We start from the raw sequence: 14,541 nt of genomic DNA on the forward strand, positions 1-14,541 counted from the left end.
GCCGGGCATCCCGGTCGCCCGATCGGGGGTGCGAGCAACCGCGACTGGTGGCCGAAACAGCTCAACCTGACGATCCTCCGGAAACACCCCGCCATGTCCGATCCCATGGGCGGGGACTTCGACTACGCCGCGGAGTTCCGGACGCTCGACCTCGACGCCCTGGCACGGGACGTCGACGAGGTGCTGACGACGTCGCAGGAGTGGTGGCCCGCCGACTTCGGCCACTACGGGCCGCTCGTGATCCGGATGGTGTGGCATTGCGCCGGGACATACCGCGTCGGCGACGGCCGCGGCGGCGCGGGTGCCGGCATGCAGCGTTTCGCGCCGCTGAACAGCTGGCCGGACAATCGCAACCTCGACAAGGCACGCCGGCTGCTCTGGCCGATAAAGAAGAAGTACGGCCGCAAGATCTCGTGGGCCGACCTGATGGTCTTCGCGGGCAACCGCGCCCTGGAGACCATGGGCCTCACGACCTTCGGCTTCGCCGGCGGCCGGGGAGAGGTCTGGGAGCCCGACGAGGACATCTACTGGGGCCCCGAGCGCGCCTGGCTCGGCGACGAACGCCACGGCGGCGTCCGGGAGCTGGAGAAGCCTCTGGCCGCCGTCCAGATGGGCCTCATCTACGTCAACCCGGAGGGACCGAACACCGTCCCGGACCCGCTCACCGCGGCCCGGGACATCCGCGAGACGTTCCGGCGCATGGGGATGAACGACGAGGAGACCGTCGCGTTGATCGCGGGCGGTCACACGTTCGGCAAGTCCCACGGCGCGGCAGACCCGGACGCCCACCTCGGCCCCGAACCCGAGGGCGCCCCCCTTGAGGAGCAGGGCCTGGGCTGGAAGAGCAGCTACGGCACCGGAAAGGGCGCGGACACCATCTCCAGCGGGCTCGCGGGTACGTGGACACCAACCCCGACGAGATGGGACAACAGCTTCTTCGAGACCCTGTTCGGCTACGAGTGGGACCTGGAGCTGAGCCCCGCCGGCCTGTGGCAGTGGATCCCGAGAGACGGCGGCGGGGCCGGCACCGTGCCGGACGCCCACGACCCATCGACGACGCACGCCCCGACGATGCTGACGACGGACCTCGCGCTGCGGATGGACCGGGTCTACGAGCCGATCTCCCGGCGCTTCCTGGAGAACCCGGCCCAGCTCGCGGATGCGTTCGCCCGGGCCTGGTTCAAGCTGACACACCTCGACATGGGCCCGATCCAGCGCTATCTCGGACCGCTGGTCCCCAGGGAGACGCTGCGCTGGCAGGACCCGGTCCCCGCTGTGGACCACGAGCTCGTCGGGGCGGCGGACATCGCCAGGCTCAAGATCCAGATCCTCGCCTCCGGGCTGTCGGTCTCCCAGCTCGTCTCGACCGCGTGGGCGTCGGCCTCGACGTTCCGCGTCAGCGACAGACGTGGCGGGGCGAACGGTGCGCGCATTCGCCTCGAGCCGCAGCGGGACTGGGAGGTCAACGACCCCGACACGCTGGCACGAGTGCTGCGCACCCTGGAGGGGATCCAGGCGTCCTTCAACAGCTCCCAGACCGGGGACAAGAAGATCTCGCTGGCCGACCTCATCGTGCTCGGCGGAGCCGCCGCTGTCGAGCAGGCCGCCGGGACCGCCGGCTACGACGTCCAGGTCCCCTTCACTCCGGGACGCACAGACGCCACACAGGAGTGGACCGATCCGGAGTCCTTCGCCCCGCTCGAGCCGAACGCGGACGGGTTCCGCAACTACCGCGGCAAGGGCAACCGGCTGCCGTCGGAGCACCTGCTGGTCGACCGCGCGAATCTGCTGAACCTGAGCGCGCCCGAGATGACCGTCCTCGTGGGTGGCCTGCGTGTGCTGGGCGCCAACCACCGGCAGTCGCCGCTGGGCGTCTTCACCTCTGTGCCCGGGGCGCTGACCAACGACTTCTTCGTGAATCTGCTCGACACGGGCACGGAATGGACGCCGACATCCGCGACCGCGGAAACCTTCGAGGGCCGTGACCGCGCCACCGGCGAGGTCAAGTGGACCGGTAGCCGCGTCGACCTCGTCTTCGGCTCGAACTCCGAACTGCGTGCCGTCGCGGAGGTCTACGCGAGCGACGACGCACGCGAGAAGTTCGTGCGGGACTTCGTCGCCGCGTGGAACAAGGTCATGAACCTCGATCGGTACGACCTCCCTTGATCGACGCGTCGCAGTGCGGGCCGGCCGCTCTCAACGGTGGCACATCGGGTACGAACGGCAGCTGGTCGCGGACGAACGGCATGTGCCGGCCCGAACCAGGACCCACCTTGTCGGTGTGATTCGTCCGGCGTAGCGTGTTTCTCGACTACTGATTTCGCATCCTTTCCGGTGCTATTCATTCGGCGTGGCGCGCTCCTTGAGTACCGATTACAGCTGGGCATCGGGTGACGCCAAAAGGGAAATCTAGAGGTGTGTGCAACCGGCTGCGTCGTGCCGCTGTCAGTGCGGCCGATGCGAAGTGGACACAGGGATCCGAATGAGGGGAGAGAAGTCCCGATGACGACCGCGCAGAAGCGAGCCGACCTGCTGGACAGTATCGGGTTGGCCGCACAGAACAAGGCAGCGCTGGGCCAGGTGCTGGGAACCGGAAGCATTGGGCAGGCCACCGAGAAACCGGATGGCCACATGGAGGCCACTATTCGCATCCACCCGGATGAGCTGACCTGGGATCCCTCCATTCTGGTCATGCCCCACGGAGGCGATATCGAGCTGGAGCTCGTCAATGACGACCAGAACACGCACTGCGCGCTCCTGCCGAGCAATGGCGACCGGAAGTTCATCTGGCTGGTGAACCATTCGCACGGACACGCGCACCTCAACCTCGACGGGCCGGGCTACTACTGGTACGCCTCGCCCACGGGCAACGACGAGGGACGGGGGCTGACCGGGGCCATCGTCGTCCTGGGCGAAGCTCCGCCAGAGGCTCGCCTCGACCGTCCCGAACAGCCGCGGCCGTAGGAAGAAGTGGGAGGTGGAGGAAATGACTGTCGACTACGCCGACTACGTCGACGCGGGTGAGGCTGTCGATCAGGGAGCCCTGAGCGGTAAGGTCGCGGGCGGGGAGGTCGCGCCGCCGGTAGTGGCCGGCGTCGACTACGAGCGCCTACTCAATGCCCGTGAGGAACCCCAGAACTGGCTCACCTACTACGGCGCCTACAACGGGCAGCGGTACAGCTCGCTGGATCAGATCAACACGGAGAACGTCAAGCGCATCGGCCCCGCGTGGGTCTTCCAGGCCGGCACGACCGGCCTGATCGCGGGCGCGTCGACCTACTCCTTCGAGGCCGCCCCGATCGTCGTCGACGGGGTCATGTTCCTCTCCGGCTGGGACGGCTGGGTGTGGGCCCTTGACGCGAAGACGGGTGTGGAGATCTGGCGGTACAAGCATGCGGTCCCCTTCGACGTGTCCTTGTGCTGCGGGAACGTGAACCGTGGGGTCGCCGTGGCTCAGGGGAAGGTCTTCTTCGTCACGGCGAACGCTCGTGTGCTCGCACTCGACGCCACCACCGGCAAGCGGGTCTGGGACAAGACCTACGGAGACGTCCGGGCCGGGGAGAGCGCCACGGTCGCCCCGCTGATAGTGAAGAACATGGTCATCGTCGGGAGTTCCGGCGGCGAGTTCGGCGTACGCGGCCACCTCGACGCGTTCGACCTCGAGACCGGAGAGCACCAATGGCGCTGCTACACGGTGCCCAAGCCCGGCGAGCCCGGCTCGGAGACCTGGCCCGCCGACGGTGAGGCCTGGGCCCGGGGTGGGGCGAACTGCTGGGTCACCGGCACCTTCGACCCGGAGACGAACCTGCTGTACGTCGGCACCGGCAACCCGGCGCCCGACTTCGACGGAGGTGTCCGCGAGGGCGACAACCTCTTCACCGACAGCATCATCGCCGTCGACGTGGACAGCGGTCAGATCCGCTGGCACTACCAGTGCACGCCGCACGACCTGTGGGACTACGACAGTATCGCCGAGTGCATCCTGTTCGAGCAGGACGGGCGCAGACTGCTCGGGCACTTCGACAAGAACGGCTACTTCTTCGTCCTCGATCGCACGAACGGCGAGAGGGTCCAGATCACCCCCTTCGTGGACCGGATCACGTGGGGAGCGATCACGAGGGACGGCCAGGTGACGGCCAAGGTGTACCCGGACAAGGAGGGCGAACCGGTCCACTTCTACCCGGGTCCGGCCGGCGCCAAGGAATGGACCCATGCGGCCTACAGCCCGAAGACCGGGCTCTTCTACGTACCGGTCCAGGACACCGGTGCCACAGCCACCCGGCGGCGCCGGGAGTTCAAGGAGAGCATTCCGTACTGGGGCGCGGGCGTTCAGGTGGACATCGAGGACATGGCGGGCTCCATCAGCGCGTTCGACGCCACCGGCGAGGAGAAGTGGCGCTGGCGCAACGAACTCCCGATGTGCGCCTCGGTGCTGGCCACCGGCGGTGACCTGGTGTTCGCCGGTGAAGCCTCAGGGGAGTTCAACGCGCTCGACGCCCGCACCGGGGAGCTGCTGTGGCAGTTCCAGTGCGGAAGCGGCCACCACAGCAACCCGACCACATACATGGTCGACGGCAGGCAGTACATCGCCGTGCCGGTCGGTTGGGGCGGCTGGGCCGAGGGGTTCCTCCCCGGGATGCTCGGCGCGGGGCACGGAAGCGCCCTGCTCGTCTTCGCCCTCCCGGAATCGTCGTAGCGCGTGATCGGAGCCTGCCGCAATCCGGGCAGAGAGGAGGTGAATCCATGGAATCTCAGCTCGTCGTGTGGGAGACACCCGAGACGGAATCCCAGCTCGCTGTGTGGGAGACGCCCGAGTTCGACGAGATCGCGGTCGCGGCCGAGGTGACCATGTACCTCGATCGGTTGGAGGAGTAGCGGATCTGGGGCGGCGCCGGATCTGGTCCGGCGCCGCCCGACGGCTCGGAACGGCCACGGACGGCCGCGCCTCCCCGGCACCGGCCTTGCCCTCGCGGACGGGCTGTCCTGCCGGGCGTTCGGCGTTCCTGCCAGGGGTGCGATCGCTGACGCCGGCGCTGCGCGTGGAGATCGAGGAGTGCGAATGCCTGTTGATCGACGGGACCTGCCGGCGCGACGACGCCCCGGGCGGCGGCTTGGCGCAGCTACCGTCGCTGGGCGTGCGGCGGACGATCTTCGTGCACATGAACAACACCAACCCGCTCCTCCTGGAGGACGCGTCCGAGCGGCGTGCCTTGGAGGAGGGCGGCAGGGAAGTGGCCATGGACGGCCTCGAGGTCCAGGTGTAGAGCCGTGACGACGACAAGCACGAGAACCGGCGCCGACGGCTTCGTCGAGACGTTGCGGGCTCACTCGCGGCGGTACCACGACCAGCACCCGTTCCACGTGCGGATGAACGCCGGCCGACTGAGCCGTCGGCAGATCCGAGGGTGGGTGGCCAACCGGTTCTACTACCAGGAGAACATCCCCCGCAAGGACGCCGCGATCCTCTCCAACTGCCCCGAGCTCGACGTCCGCCGGAGCTGGATCCGACGGATCGTCGACCACGACGGCACCGCCGTCGGCGAGGGCGGCATCGAGGCGTGGCTGCGCCTCGGCGAGGCCGTCGGCCTGACCCGCGAGGAGGTCCGGGACCACCGGCACCTGGTACCCGGGGTGCGGTTCGCCGTCGACGCCTACGTGAACTTCGCCGTGACCCGCCCGTGGGTGGAGGCGGTGGCGTCCTCGCTCACCGAGCTGTTCGCGCCCGACCTGATGGCGGCGCGGCTGGCCGCGTTCGAGCGGTGGTACCCGTGGATCGACCCCGAAGGCCTTGCCTACTTCCGTGCCCGCCTGGAGCAGGCCCCCCGCGACTGCGAGCACGCCCTCGAGGTGGTCACCGCACACTGCCTCTCCGCCGAGTCCCAGGCGCGCGCCGTCGACGCGCTGTCGTTCAAGTGCGACGTCCTGTGGAGCCTGATGGACGCCATCGACCAGGCCTACCCGGAGTGACCACCATGGACCCGCCCCGTACCGGAACGACCCGGACCAGTACCAGGACCCCACCCGGCGTCGGGGTGGCCGGCTCGGACCGGCCCCGGTTGGCACGCCATGTCCGGCTGACCTTCTGCCGGACCAGGCAGCGTCAGATTCTGCTGCACCCCGAGACGGTGGTGGTTCTGAACGGCAGCGGCGCGGCCATCCTCGAGTTGTGCGACGGGCGGCACACCGTGGCGGAGATCGTGACCGAGCTGGGCGCTCGCTACCGGACCGTCCCCGAGGACGAGGTGCGACAGTTCTTGACCCGGCTCCTCTCCCGGCGCTGGATGGAGCTCACCGATGGATAGCCCGTTCGGGTTGCTCGCCGAGCTCACCTACCGCTGCCCGCTTGCCTGCCCGTACTGCTCAAACCCGCTGAACATGGCCGGCTACCAGGACGAGCTCACCACCGACGAGTGGCGGCGGGTGCTGGTCGAGGCCGGCGACCTGGGGGTTCTGCAGTGCCACCTGTCCGGCGGGGAACCGCTGCTGCGGCGCGACCTGGTGGAGATCGTGGCGAACGCCCACCACCTGGGCCTTTACACCAACCTGGTGACCAGCGCCCTCGGGCTCTCGCGTCCGAGGGCCGAGGAGTTGCGGGCCGCAGGCCTGGACCACGTGCAGATCAGCATCCAGGCCGACGAGCCGACGGTTTCCGACCGGATCGCCGGGACGCCGTCCTTCCAACGCAAGATCGAGGCGATGGGCGTGGTCAAGGAGCTGGGCTGGCCGCTCACCATGAACGTGGTGCTGCACCGGCACAACATCGACCGCGTCGCCGACGTGCTCAAGCTGGCCGAGGAGGTGGGCGCCGACCGGCTGGAGCTGGCCAACACCCAGTACTACGGCTGGGCCTGGCGCAACCGTGACGCGCTGCTGCCGAGCCGGGCCCAGCTCGAGGCGGCCGAGGTCGTGGTGCGGGCCGCCCGCGAGCGGTTGCGGGACCGCATGGACGTCATCTACGTCATCCCCGACTACTACAGCCGCTACCCGAAGCCCTGCATGGGCGGCTGGGCCTCCCGGCAGCTGACCGTGACGCCGAACGGCGACGTCCTGCCCTGCCCCGCCGCCCAGTCCCTGCCGTTGCCGCGGGCGAGCGTACGGGAGGACCCGCTGGAGCGGATCTGGGCGGAGGCCCCGGTGATGACCGCGTTCCGCGGGACCGACTGGATGCCGGAACCCTGCCGGAGCTGCCCCCGGCGAGAGGTGGACTTCGGCGGGTGCCGCTGTCAGGCGTTCCTGCTCACCGGCGACGCCGCCCGCACCGACCCGGTCTGCTACCTGTCGCCCGATCACGGCCTGGTCGCCCGGGCGGTCGAGGCCGCAAACGCCGATTCACGGGCCGACGATCCTCCGCTGATCCCCCGCCCGCACCGGCCCGGCCTGCCACCTGTGGCCCGACCACGACCCGGTCGCCCGGGGGGTCGAGGCCGCCAACGCTGACTCGCACGACGCTTTTCCACTGCTCCCCTGCCTGCCGGTGGAGCGGGTCACTAGCCCAACCACAACGGCAGCACCGCAGCGGCGATGATCAAGGTCACCCCGCTCAGCAGGTCCGAGCGGATCCGGATGAGGTGTGCCGCGGCCCGCCCGAGCTGCAGCCCGACCAGCGACATCACCGCCGTCATGACGCCGAAGGTGGCGGCCGAGAACCACGGCGAGAGCCCAAGAACCCCCAGGCTCGCCCCGGCGAACAAGTTGTCCAGGCTCAGCGTCAACGGGATGCCGAACAACGCCCACGGGTGGTCCAACTCGTCCGGCTCGGGGTTCCGGAGGGACGAGATGACGAGGTAGAGACCGTACCCGCCGAGCGCGGCCGCGCCGACCACATCGGCGACGGCTCCGACGGACTCCCCGATCTGGTGACCGATCAGCAGCCCGACCAGGGGCATAACCGCGTCCCACAGCCCGAAGGTCAGCGCGACCTGCACCGCGCGCTTCAAACCGAATGGGACCGTGCCGAGCGCGATCGATACCCGGAAATTATCGAGACTGAGTACGAAACCCAGGACCAGTATTTCCCAGATCATGGCGACGCCACTGCCCGATGACGACCGGCGTCGGCGGAAACGACTCTGCCTCGGCAAGTATCCACCATAATTCTACAGAGTATCTCAGATGGTTCGCTCAATAAACCCGGCAAGGCGATTTCCGGAGAATTTTCGACACTACTCGACCGACAGTGGCCAGCGCTTAAAAAGGCTCATTGATTGAACCTTCGCGCCTCATTTTGGCTGACGCTCGCAGGCTCGTTGTGGAGTGGTCGGCGCGATGGCGATCGTCATCGGCGCGGATCCGCGCCGTCCACGAACACAAGGCGTCTACGAATCACATCGTCGGCCTGGGCCCAGCTGTATCACCGCGGTCATGAGCCGGGGGAGCGGTGAAGTCACCGATATGCCGCGACCGATGCCGCTGTGAGTCTGTCCACCGCCCGCGCGACCGCCCCGGTGCTGGAGATCATCGTCAGGTCCGGCCGTCGACCGGGCACGCCAGTCCGGAAACCTACGGTGTGCCGCGTCGATCGCGCGCCCTTCGGCCTCCGCGCTCAGGGCCGGAACTCCCGAACCCTTTCACCGGTGTACGGATTGACCGTGGCGACGGGGCTTCCCTGGGCAGTGACATTGGCGTCCATGGCGCCTCCCTGGGGTCGGGGCACCTCGGTTTCCACGCCCGGACCTGCTCACATCCACTGATGTCTCCGCCGTGGCTCGACCTGCCGTGGACCCTTGCCGAGCGGCGATGCCCTCCGTCTGCGGATGTCGGAGAACCGGCGCGCTGCCGGCTGCACCCAAGGTTCATCGGACGGCAGGGACGACGGCAGCGTGAGCGCCAGCGGATGCTGCGGCAGATGTCGCTGCCGGAGCGGGGCGGACGCAGGGGGCCGCCGGACACCACCGACGGGTGACGCCCGGGCCGTTGCCCGGGCGTCACAGGGCGATGACGTGGAGGTCGACCAGGTCGAGCAGCGCTCGCAGGGCCGAGCTGGGCCGCCGGGTCGACGACGTGCCGAGATGCATGCTCCAGCGGAGCATGGTGCCGGGTACGTCCAGGACGTGCAGGCCGGGGGTGCGGGCAACGGCGAACGCGGGCAGGAAGGCGATACCCAGACCGTGCCGGACCAGTGCCGCCCCCATGCCGATGTCGGGCACTTCCAGTGCCACACGGCGTACGACGCCCCCCGCCGCGAACGCCCGGTCGACCACCTCGCGGTTGCCGTAGCCCGGCGGGAAGTCCACGAAGGGCTCCGCCGTGAGGTCCGCAAGTGCCACCTCCCTCCGCTGCGCGAGCGGATGGGCGGCGCTCACCGCCAGGACGAGCGGGACGGTGGCCAGCTCCCGTGCCTCGATCCCGGCGGGCTTGTGCTCGGGCAGCGACAGGAAGGCCACGTCCAGGTCCCCGCTGAGCAGCGCGTGTGCCAGTCCCGCCGAGCCGGTCGTCGCCAGCCGCAGCCGGACGTCGATCGCCGGATGCCGTGCGTGCAGCTGCCCGAGGAGCGCAGGCAGGTCCACCACCTCGACCGAGGCCATGGCGCCCACATTCACCGTGCCGCGCAGCGTGTCCTGTGCGGCGCGCACGGCGTCCTGGGCCGCCTGGGCGGCGTGCAGGGTGGCCCGAGCCTCCGGCAGCAGTGCCGCGCCCGCCCCGGTGAGCCGGACCTGCTGCGACGTGCGCTCGAACAGCGCGCAGCCGAGCTCGCGCTCCAGGGAGCGGATCGCGGCGGACACCCCGGACTGCACCACGTGCAGCCGACGGGCGGCACGCGTGAAACTCAGCTCCTCGGCGACCGCGATGAAGTGCTCCAGCTGACGTAGCTCCACACGAGAAGTATCACTCGCATTGCTCGAGCCCAGCAAAAACATTCGTTGGCACTGATCCCCGCTGGTGAGGAGGATGGAAAGCGTCATCCACTTCCGCCCGAGGAGGGGTACCCCTGCCTGCCGTTCCGACGCCGCTGAGCCGTCCCACAGCCGACGCTCCCGGGGACCCGGCCCTCCGGATTCCCGCGCCCGCTCCCGGGGACCCGGCCCTCCGGATTCCCGCGCCTGCTCCCGGCGATCCGGCCCTCCGGATTCCCGCGCCCGCTTCCGGCGACCTGCCGCCCCGCGCCCCCGTCCGGCGCCGTGCCCCGCACGCGACCGGCTTCTGGTTCGTGGCGGTGGCCTTCACCGTGCTGATGGCCTTCGGCACCGCGCCGACCCCGCTGTGGCCGCTGTACGAGGCCCGGGACCACTTCGGCGCGACCACGGTCACGGTGGCGTACGCCTCGATGGTCGTGGGCGCAGCGGCCGCCTTCCTCGGACTGGGACACCTGTCGGACCGGCTCGGCCGGCGGCGCATCATCGTCCCGGCGCTGCTGGTCGGCATCGTCGCGTCGGTCGTGCTGATCGTGTGGCGGGACCTGCCGGGGCTGATCGCGGGCCGGATCCTGAACGGTGTCGGACTGGGGCTGATGGCCTCGACCGCGACGACGTACCTGCACGACCTCCACCACGAGGCCCGTCCGGAACGGACGGGTTCGGTGCTGCCCGGCATCGTGGCCACCGCCGCCAACCTCGGCGGCCTGGCCTCAGGGCCCCTGGTCGCCGGAGCCGCCGCCGAGTGGCTTCCCACGCCCCTGATCACCACCCAGGCGATCTTCACGCTCGCCATGGCAGGGTGCCTGGCGCTGGTGCTGTGCACCCCGGAGACCGTGGACCTGGAGCTGCCCGTGGCCGAACCGCCCAGCAGGTTCGTCCTGCGCCCCGGCGGCCGGCGGACGTTCGGCGCGGCCGGCGCGCTGGGCGCTTTCGCCTTCGCGATCCTCGGCCTGATCTCCTCCCTCGGGGCGAGCGTGCTCCATGGCACCCTGCACACCGACTCGCACCTCGTGGTCGGCCTGGCGGCCTTCCTCATGTTCGGTTCCGCGGCGGCCGCCCAGCTGGTGCTGGGACGCCTCCCACTGCCCCGGGTCCTGACCGTGGGGGCAGTGGTCTTCCCGGTCGGCCTGGTCCTGTGCGCCGTCGCCCTCTACCACCCGGCACTCTGGCTCTACCTGGTCGCCGTGTCCCTGTCGGGAGCCGGTTCCGGGCTGCTGTTCAAGGGAGGCGTCGAACGTGCAGTTTCAGTGGCCGAGCCCGCCTCACGCGCGGGGGTCCTCGCCGTGTTCTTCGTCGTCGCGTACCTCGGAATGGGTCTGCCGTCCGTCCTGTTCAGCGTCGCCCTGCGGCACTTCGCCGTGCAGACCGCGATGATCGGCTTCGCGGCGGTCCTCTCCTGCGGCGCCGTGGTGTCGGTCGCCGTCGCGGTGCGCGACCGCGCACCCGGTCCCGGCGCGCTCCCGGCGCAGTCCGCTCGGCCCTCCTGACCTCCCTGCGGCCCATGCGACACCGGTTGTCTGGGAGGCGCGGACGTGGGCACTCGGTGCGGGTGCGCGTGACACGGACCCGCGGCAGACGGGAGGCACGGCATGTCTGCGGAATCGGCCGGAACGATCGTGCTCCCCTCCGGTGAGGAGATCGCGGCGCTCGGGCAGGGCACCTGGTACCTGGGCGAGGACCCGGCCCGGCGTGAACAGGAGATCGCCGCGCTGCGGCTGGGCGTGGACCTGGGCATGACCGTCGTCGACACGGCGGAGATGTACGGCGACGGCGCAGCCGAGGAGCTCGTCGGGGATGCCCTCCGGGGACACCGGGAGGAGGTCTTCCTCGTCAGCAAGGTGCTGCCCGGCCACGCCGACCGGAAGGGCACCGTCGCCGCCTGCGAGGGCAGCCTGCGGCGGCTCCGTGCGGAACGGCTGGACCTCTACCTGCTGCACTGGCGGGGACGGTGGCCACTCGAGGAGACCCTTGCGGGATTCACCGACCTGATGGAGGCGGAGAAGATCCGTTACTGGGGCGTGAGCAATCTGGACGTCGCGGACTTGGTCGAGCTGACCGCCCTCCCCGGTGGTGACGCCGTGGCCGTCGACCAGGTGCTCTACAACCTCTCCCGGCGCGGCATCGAGTGGGATCTGCTCCCCTGGTGCCGCGAGGCCGGGGTGACGGTCATGGCCTACTCCCCGATCGAGCAGGGGCGGCTGCTGAAGGTCGAGGCACTGGGTGCCGTGGCCCGGGCCCTCGGAGCCACGCCGACCCAGGTGGCACTCGCCTGGGTGCTGGAACAGGGGGTTGCCGCGATCCCGCGTTCCGGATCACCCGACCACGTTCGGGAGAACCGTGGCGCGGTGGACCTCCACCTTCCCACCGAGGCGCTCGACGCCCTCGACGAGGGGTTCCCGCCGCCCAGCGGGCCCACGCCCCTGGAGATGCTCTGAAGGAGTTGACAGGATGGCGCGCCCTCCGCTCGTCGTCGGAATGGGGGGTTCGCTGCGCACCCCGTCGACCAGCCTCACCGCACTGTGTGTGGCGGTAGAGGGGGCGGCCGGGGCGGGCGCCGACACCCAGGTGATCGACCTCAAGCGGCTGGATCTTCCGCTCTACACGTCCGAGCACGGGATCCCTCCGTCCGCCTGCCGGCTTGCGGACGCCGTTCAGGCCGCCGACGCCCTGCTGTGGAGCAGCCCGACGTACCACGGGTCGGTCAGCGGCGCGTTCAAGAACGCGGTGGACTGGCTCGCCCTCCTGGCCGACCACGATCCGCCCTACCTGAGCAACAAACCCGTGGGGATGCTGACGACCGCCGGTGGAGTGCAGGGCCTGCAGGCGATCAACGCGATGGAGTTCATCGTCCGGTCGCTGCGCGGCTGGGCCGTACCGCTGGTGTTCGCGGTCCCGCGGTCCTCCCGGGTCTTCGACGGCGATGGACGCCTCACCGACCAGGCGGTCGCGGACCAATTGCGCGGCCTCGGCGCGGAGGTGACCAGGGCGGCCCTTCAGTTCCGGGCGGAGGGCACGTGCGACTACGCGCAGGAGCGGCCGTCCGGGGCAGCCCTGGACTGAGCCCCTGCCACGCAGGGGCGCCGGGGGTCGTCCTTTCTCAGGGCCCCGTCCGCCCCACGGGCCGCCGGTGCTCGCCGCGCGCCCCGAGGCGCCCTGGCGGGAAGTGCGGCAACACGTGCTCGGCCAGTTCGTCGATCACTTCGGCGACCGGGCGGCGGCTGTGCTTGAAGTTGATCATCAGCTGGTCGATGCCGATGTCCTGCCAGGCCCGCATCATCGCCAGGAACGACACCCGGCCCACCGAGAACCCCTGGTGGATGCGCCGGGGCAGGGCCAGCGGGTCCTCGGTCAGGTCCAGATAGGTGGCCTGGGCGTACGGCTTGAACCCACCGCCGTCGCCCCGGGTCAGCTCCCGCCACCGCTCGATGTTCTCGGCCTGCTGCTGGAGCGGCGGGGTGTAGTACAGCCAGCCGTCCGTGTTGTCGGCGATCCACCGGATGTCCTGCCTGCCGCGTCCCGTCATCAGTACAGGGATCCGCCGGTACACCGGCTTGGGCAGCAGATCGGTGCCGCGCATCCGGCCGAGCGGCGACTCCATGTGCGGGAAACGGTGCTCGAGGGCGACACGGAAGTACTCCAGCGACTGCCGGAACCTCTCGGCCCGGCCGCTCAGGTCCTGACCGAAGGCCGGGAACTCCACGGGCCGGTCACCGGTGGCCACCCCGAGCAGGAGCCGTCCGCCTGACAGCTGGTCCACCGAGGCGGCCGCCTTGGCGGTGTGCAATGGGTGCCGCAGCGGCATGACGATGCTGGCGGTCCCCAGTGTGATCGAGGTGGTGCGGGCGGTGAGCTGCCCCAGGTACACCCACGGGTCGAAGACCTGCCCGGCGTCCCCGAAGCTGGGATCCAGCAGCGGCACGTCACGGACCCACACCGAGGCGAAGCCGGCCCGTTCGGCCTGCTGGATCCGCTCGATGTGCCCGGCCAGGGACGGCACGGGCCCGTCGAAGCCCTCCAGTGGCGTTATGGCGCCCACGGTCATCCTGTCGCCGGGGTACGCCCTGGCCATTGCCGCGTGCTCGAAGAACGGCCGCTGCGCCCCGCCTTCGACGTCCACGGGTGCGCCGGCTGAGGGAACTGTCGGTGGTGTCATGCGAGCCTCCGGTGATTTCATGCAGTGTCCGGGTCCGCATCCATGCGCCGCGCCGCGCGGGGGCGGTCGGGCCGTCGCGGAGGTAGTGACTCCTCCTCCTGTCGATTCCGCTCCGGCCGTCACCGTCCGCACAGACCGCACCGACATTTCTATGTTCCGGATGTGGGCCACACCCTGCCTACTCCCGGCGGGAGGAAAGGCGGCGGGCTCGATAGACCTGCGAGCACAAGTGCAGATGGCCTCCGCCCGGAAACGGGACGCCGGCGCCGGTCTGCCGGATGTGCGTCAGGGCCTCATCACGCCGGTGCAACGGGCGGACTGCACCCAGTTCGAGCCGGTCATGGACAAGATCCGCGTTCCTCGCACGGGGCTTGGACGCCCTCGACGCACACGTCGGAGCCCGGGCTACCGACCGAGCACGGCCCGACCGCCCACCGCATCCGCCCCCGGTCGCATCCACGTCCAGATCGCCGAAATGCCCGACGGGGCACGCTACTTGTGAACCGGGCGTGCCGTCACCCGTCACCGCGGCGG

14 protein-coding genes are annotated in these 14,541 nt (G+C 70.0%); 11 read left to right on the forward strand and 3 right to left on the reverse strand.

The window, feature by feature from the left end:
• The first annotated feature begins 21 nt into the window (after positions 1–21).
• From katG to pqqE, 8 genes are all read left to right on the forward strand, one after another.
• Positions 22–2,166 carry a catalase/peroxidase HPI gene (katG, locus tag ABTY98_RS14610; protein WP_352221334.1) on the forward strand — a complete coding sequence of 715 codons (2,145 nt, stop codon included), beginning with the start codon at positions 22–24 and terminating at the stop codon, positions 2,164–2,166.
• A 336-nt stretch (positions 2,167–2,502) separates the two neighbouring features.
• Positions 2,503–2,964 carry an MSMEG_3727 family PQQ-associated protein gene (locus ABTY98_RS14615; protein ID WP_352221234.1) on the forward strand — a complete coding sequence of 154 codons (462 nt, stop codon included), beginning with the start codon at positions 2,503–2,505 and terminating at the stop codon, positions 2,962–2,964.
• Between the two features lie 22 nt (positions 2,965–2,986).
• Complete coding sequence (locus ABTY98_RS14620; protein WP_352221235.1) at positions 2,987–4,696, forward strand: PQQ-dependent dehydrogenase, methanol/ethanol family; 1,710 nt, start codon at positions 2,987–2,989, stop codon at positions 4,694–4,696.
• A gap of 47 nt (positions 4,697–4,743) precedes the next feature.
• On the forward strand, positions 4,744–4,875 hold the full coding sequence (gene pqqA / locus ABTY98_RS14625) for a pyrroloquinoline quinone precursor peptide PqqA (protein WP_352221236.1): 132 nt from the start codon (positions 4,744–4,746) through the stop codon (positions 4,873–4,875).
• A gap of 137 nt (positions 4,876–5,012) precedes the next feature.
• Complete coding sequence (locus tag ABTY98_RS14630) at positions 5,013–5,264, forward strand: MBL fold metallo-hydrolase (protein ID WP_352221237.1); 252 nt, start codon at positions 5,013–5,015, stop codon at positions 5,262–5,264.
• A 4-nt stretch (positions 5,265–5,268) separates the two neighbouring features.
• Positions 5,269–5,967, forward strand: coding sequence for a pyrroloquinoline-quinone synthase PqqC (gene pqqC / locus ABTY98_RS14635; RefSeq protein ID WP_352221238.1), 699 nt, complete (start codon positions 5,269–5,271; stop codon positions 5,965–5,967).
• Positions 5,968–5,972: 5 nt separating this feature from the next.
• Complete coding sequence (gene pqqD, locus ABTY98_RS14640) at positions 5,973–6,302, forward strand: pyrroloquinoline quinone biosynthesis peptide chaperone PqqD (protein WP_352221239.1); 330 nt, start codon at positions 5,973–5,975, stop codon at positions 6,300–6,302.
• Entirely contained in the window at positions 6,295–7,437 is a 1,143-nt protein-coding gene (pqqE, locus tag ABTY98_RS14645) for a pyrroloquinoline quinone biosynthesis protein PqqE (protein WP_352221240.1), read from the forward strand. The genes pqqD and pqqE overlap by 8 nt, the downstream gene beginning before the upstream one ends.
• A 50-nt stretch (positions 7,438–7,487) precedes the next feature.
• Here the strand turns inward: pqqE and ABTY98_RS14650 are convergent, their stop codons facing one another.
• Both ABTY98_RS14650 and ABTY98_RS14655 read right to left on the reverse strand, forming a co-directional pair.
• Positions 7,488–8,024 (reverse strand): manganese efflux pump MntP, encoded by a 537-nt coding sequence (locus tag ABTY98_RS14650; RefSeq protein ID WP_352221241.1) that lies wholly within the window; start codon positions 8,022–8,024, stop codon positions 7,488–7,490.
• A gap of 900 nt (positions 8,025–8,924) precedes the next feature.
• Positions 8,925–9,815, reverse strand: a complete 891-nt coding sequence (locus ABTY98_RS14655) for a LysR family transcriptional regulator (protein WP_352221242.1) — start codon at positions 9,813–9,815, stop codon at positions 8,925–8,927.
• 332 nt (positions 9,816–10,147) lie between these two features.
• On the opposite strand from ABTY98_RS14655, the gene ABTY98_RS14660 reads away from it, so the two are divergent.
• The 3 genes from ABTY98_RS14660 (at position 10,148) to ABTY98_RS14670 (ending at position 12,914) form a co-directional block, all read left to right on the forward strand.
• On the forward strand, positions 10,148–11,341 hold the full coding sequence (locus ABTY98_RS14660) for an MFS transporter (protein ID WP_352221243.1): 1,194 nt from the start codon (positions 10,148–10,150) through the stop codon (positions 11,339–11,341).
• Between the two features lie 102 nt (positions 11,342–11,443).
• Positions 11,444–12,289 carry an aldo/keto reductase gene (locus ABTY98_RS14665; protein ID WP_352221244.1) on the forward strand — a complete coding sequence of 282 codons (846 nt, stop codon included), beginning with the start codon at positions 11,444–11,446 and terminating at the stop codon, positions 12,287–12,289.
• A gap of 13 nt (positions 12,290–12,302) precedes the next feature.
• Positions 12,303–12,914: an NADPH-dependent FMN reductase gene (locus ABTY98_RS14670; RefSeq protein ID WP_352221245.1), complete on the forward strand. Its 612-nt coding sequence runs from the start codon at positions 12,303–12,305 to the stop codon at positions 12,912–12,914.
• A 37-nt stretch (positions 12,915–12,951) separates the two neighbouring features.
• Here ABTY98_RS14670 and ABTY98_RS14675 read toward each other — a convergent pair whose 3' ends face one another.
• A complete protein-coding gene (locus ABTY98_RS14675; protein WP_352221246.1) occupies positions 12,952–14,007 on the reverse strand; it encodes an LLM class oxidoreductase in 1,056 nt (351 codons plus the stop codon).
• Positions 14,008–14,541: the final 534 nt, after the last annotated feature.

This window comes from Streptomyces sp. NPDC096040, assembly GCF_040303265.1.
Classification (GTDB): Bacteria; Actinomycetota; Actinomycetes; order Streptomycetales; family Streptomycetaceae; genus Streptomyces.

Coding starts and splice junctions, on each gene's coding strand:
- ABTY98_RS14615 (WP_352221234.1), top strand. CDS start 2,503: ATGACGACCGCGCAGAAGCGAGCCGACCTGCTGGACAGTATCGGGTTG.
- ABTY98_RS14620 (WP_352221235.1), top strand. CDS start 2,987: ATGACTGTCGACTACGCCGACTACGTCGACGCGGGTGAGGCTGTCGAT.
- pqqA (WP_352221236.1), top strand. CDS start 4,744: ATGGAATCTCAGCTCGTCGTGTGGGAGACACCCGAGACGGAATCCCAG.
- pqqD (WP_352221239.1), top strand. CDS start 5,973: ATGGACCCGCCCCGTACCGGAACGACCCGGACCAGTACCAGGACCCCA.
- pqqE (WP_352221240.1), top strand. CDS start 6,295: ATGGATAGCCCGTTCGGGTTGCTCGCCGAGCTCACCTACCGCTGCCCG.
- ABTY98_RS14650 (WP_352221241.1), bottom strand. CDS start 8,024: ATGATCTGGGAAATACTGGTCCTGGGTTTCGTACTCAGTCTCGATAAT.
- ABTY98_RS14665 (WP_352221244.1), top strand. CDS start 11,444: ATGTCTGCGGAATCGGCCGGAACGATCGTGCTCCCCTCCGGTGAGGAG.
- ABTY98_RS14670 (WP_352221245.1), top strand. CDS start 12,303: ATGGCGCGCCCTCCGCTCGTCGTCGGAATGGGGGGTTCGCTGCGCACC.
- ABTY98_RS14675 (WP_352221246.1), bottom strand. CDS start 14,007: ATGACACCACCGACAGTTCCCTCAGCCGGCGCACCCGTGGACGTCGAA.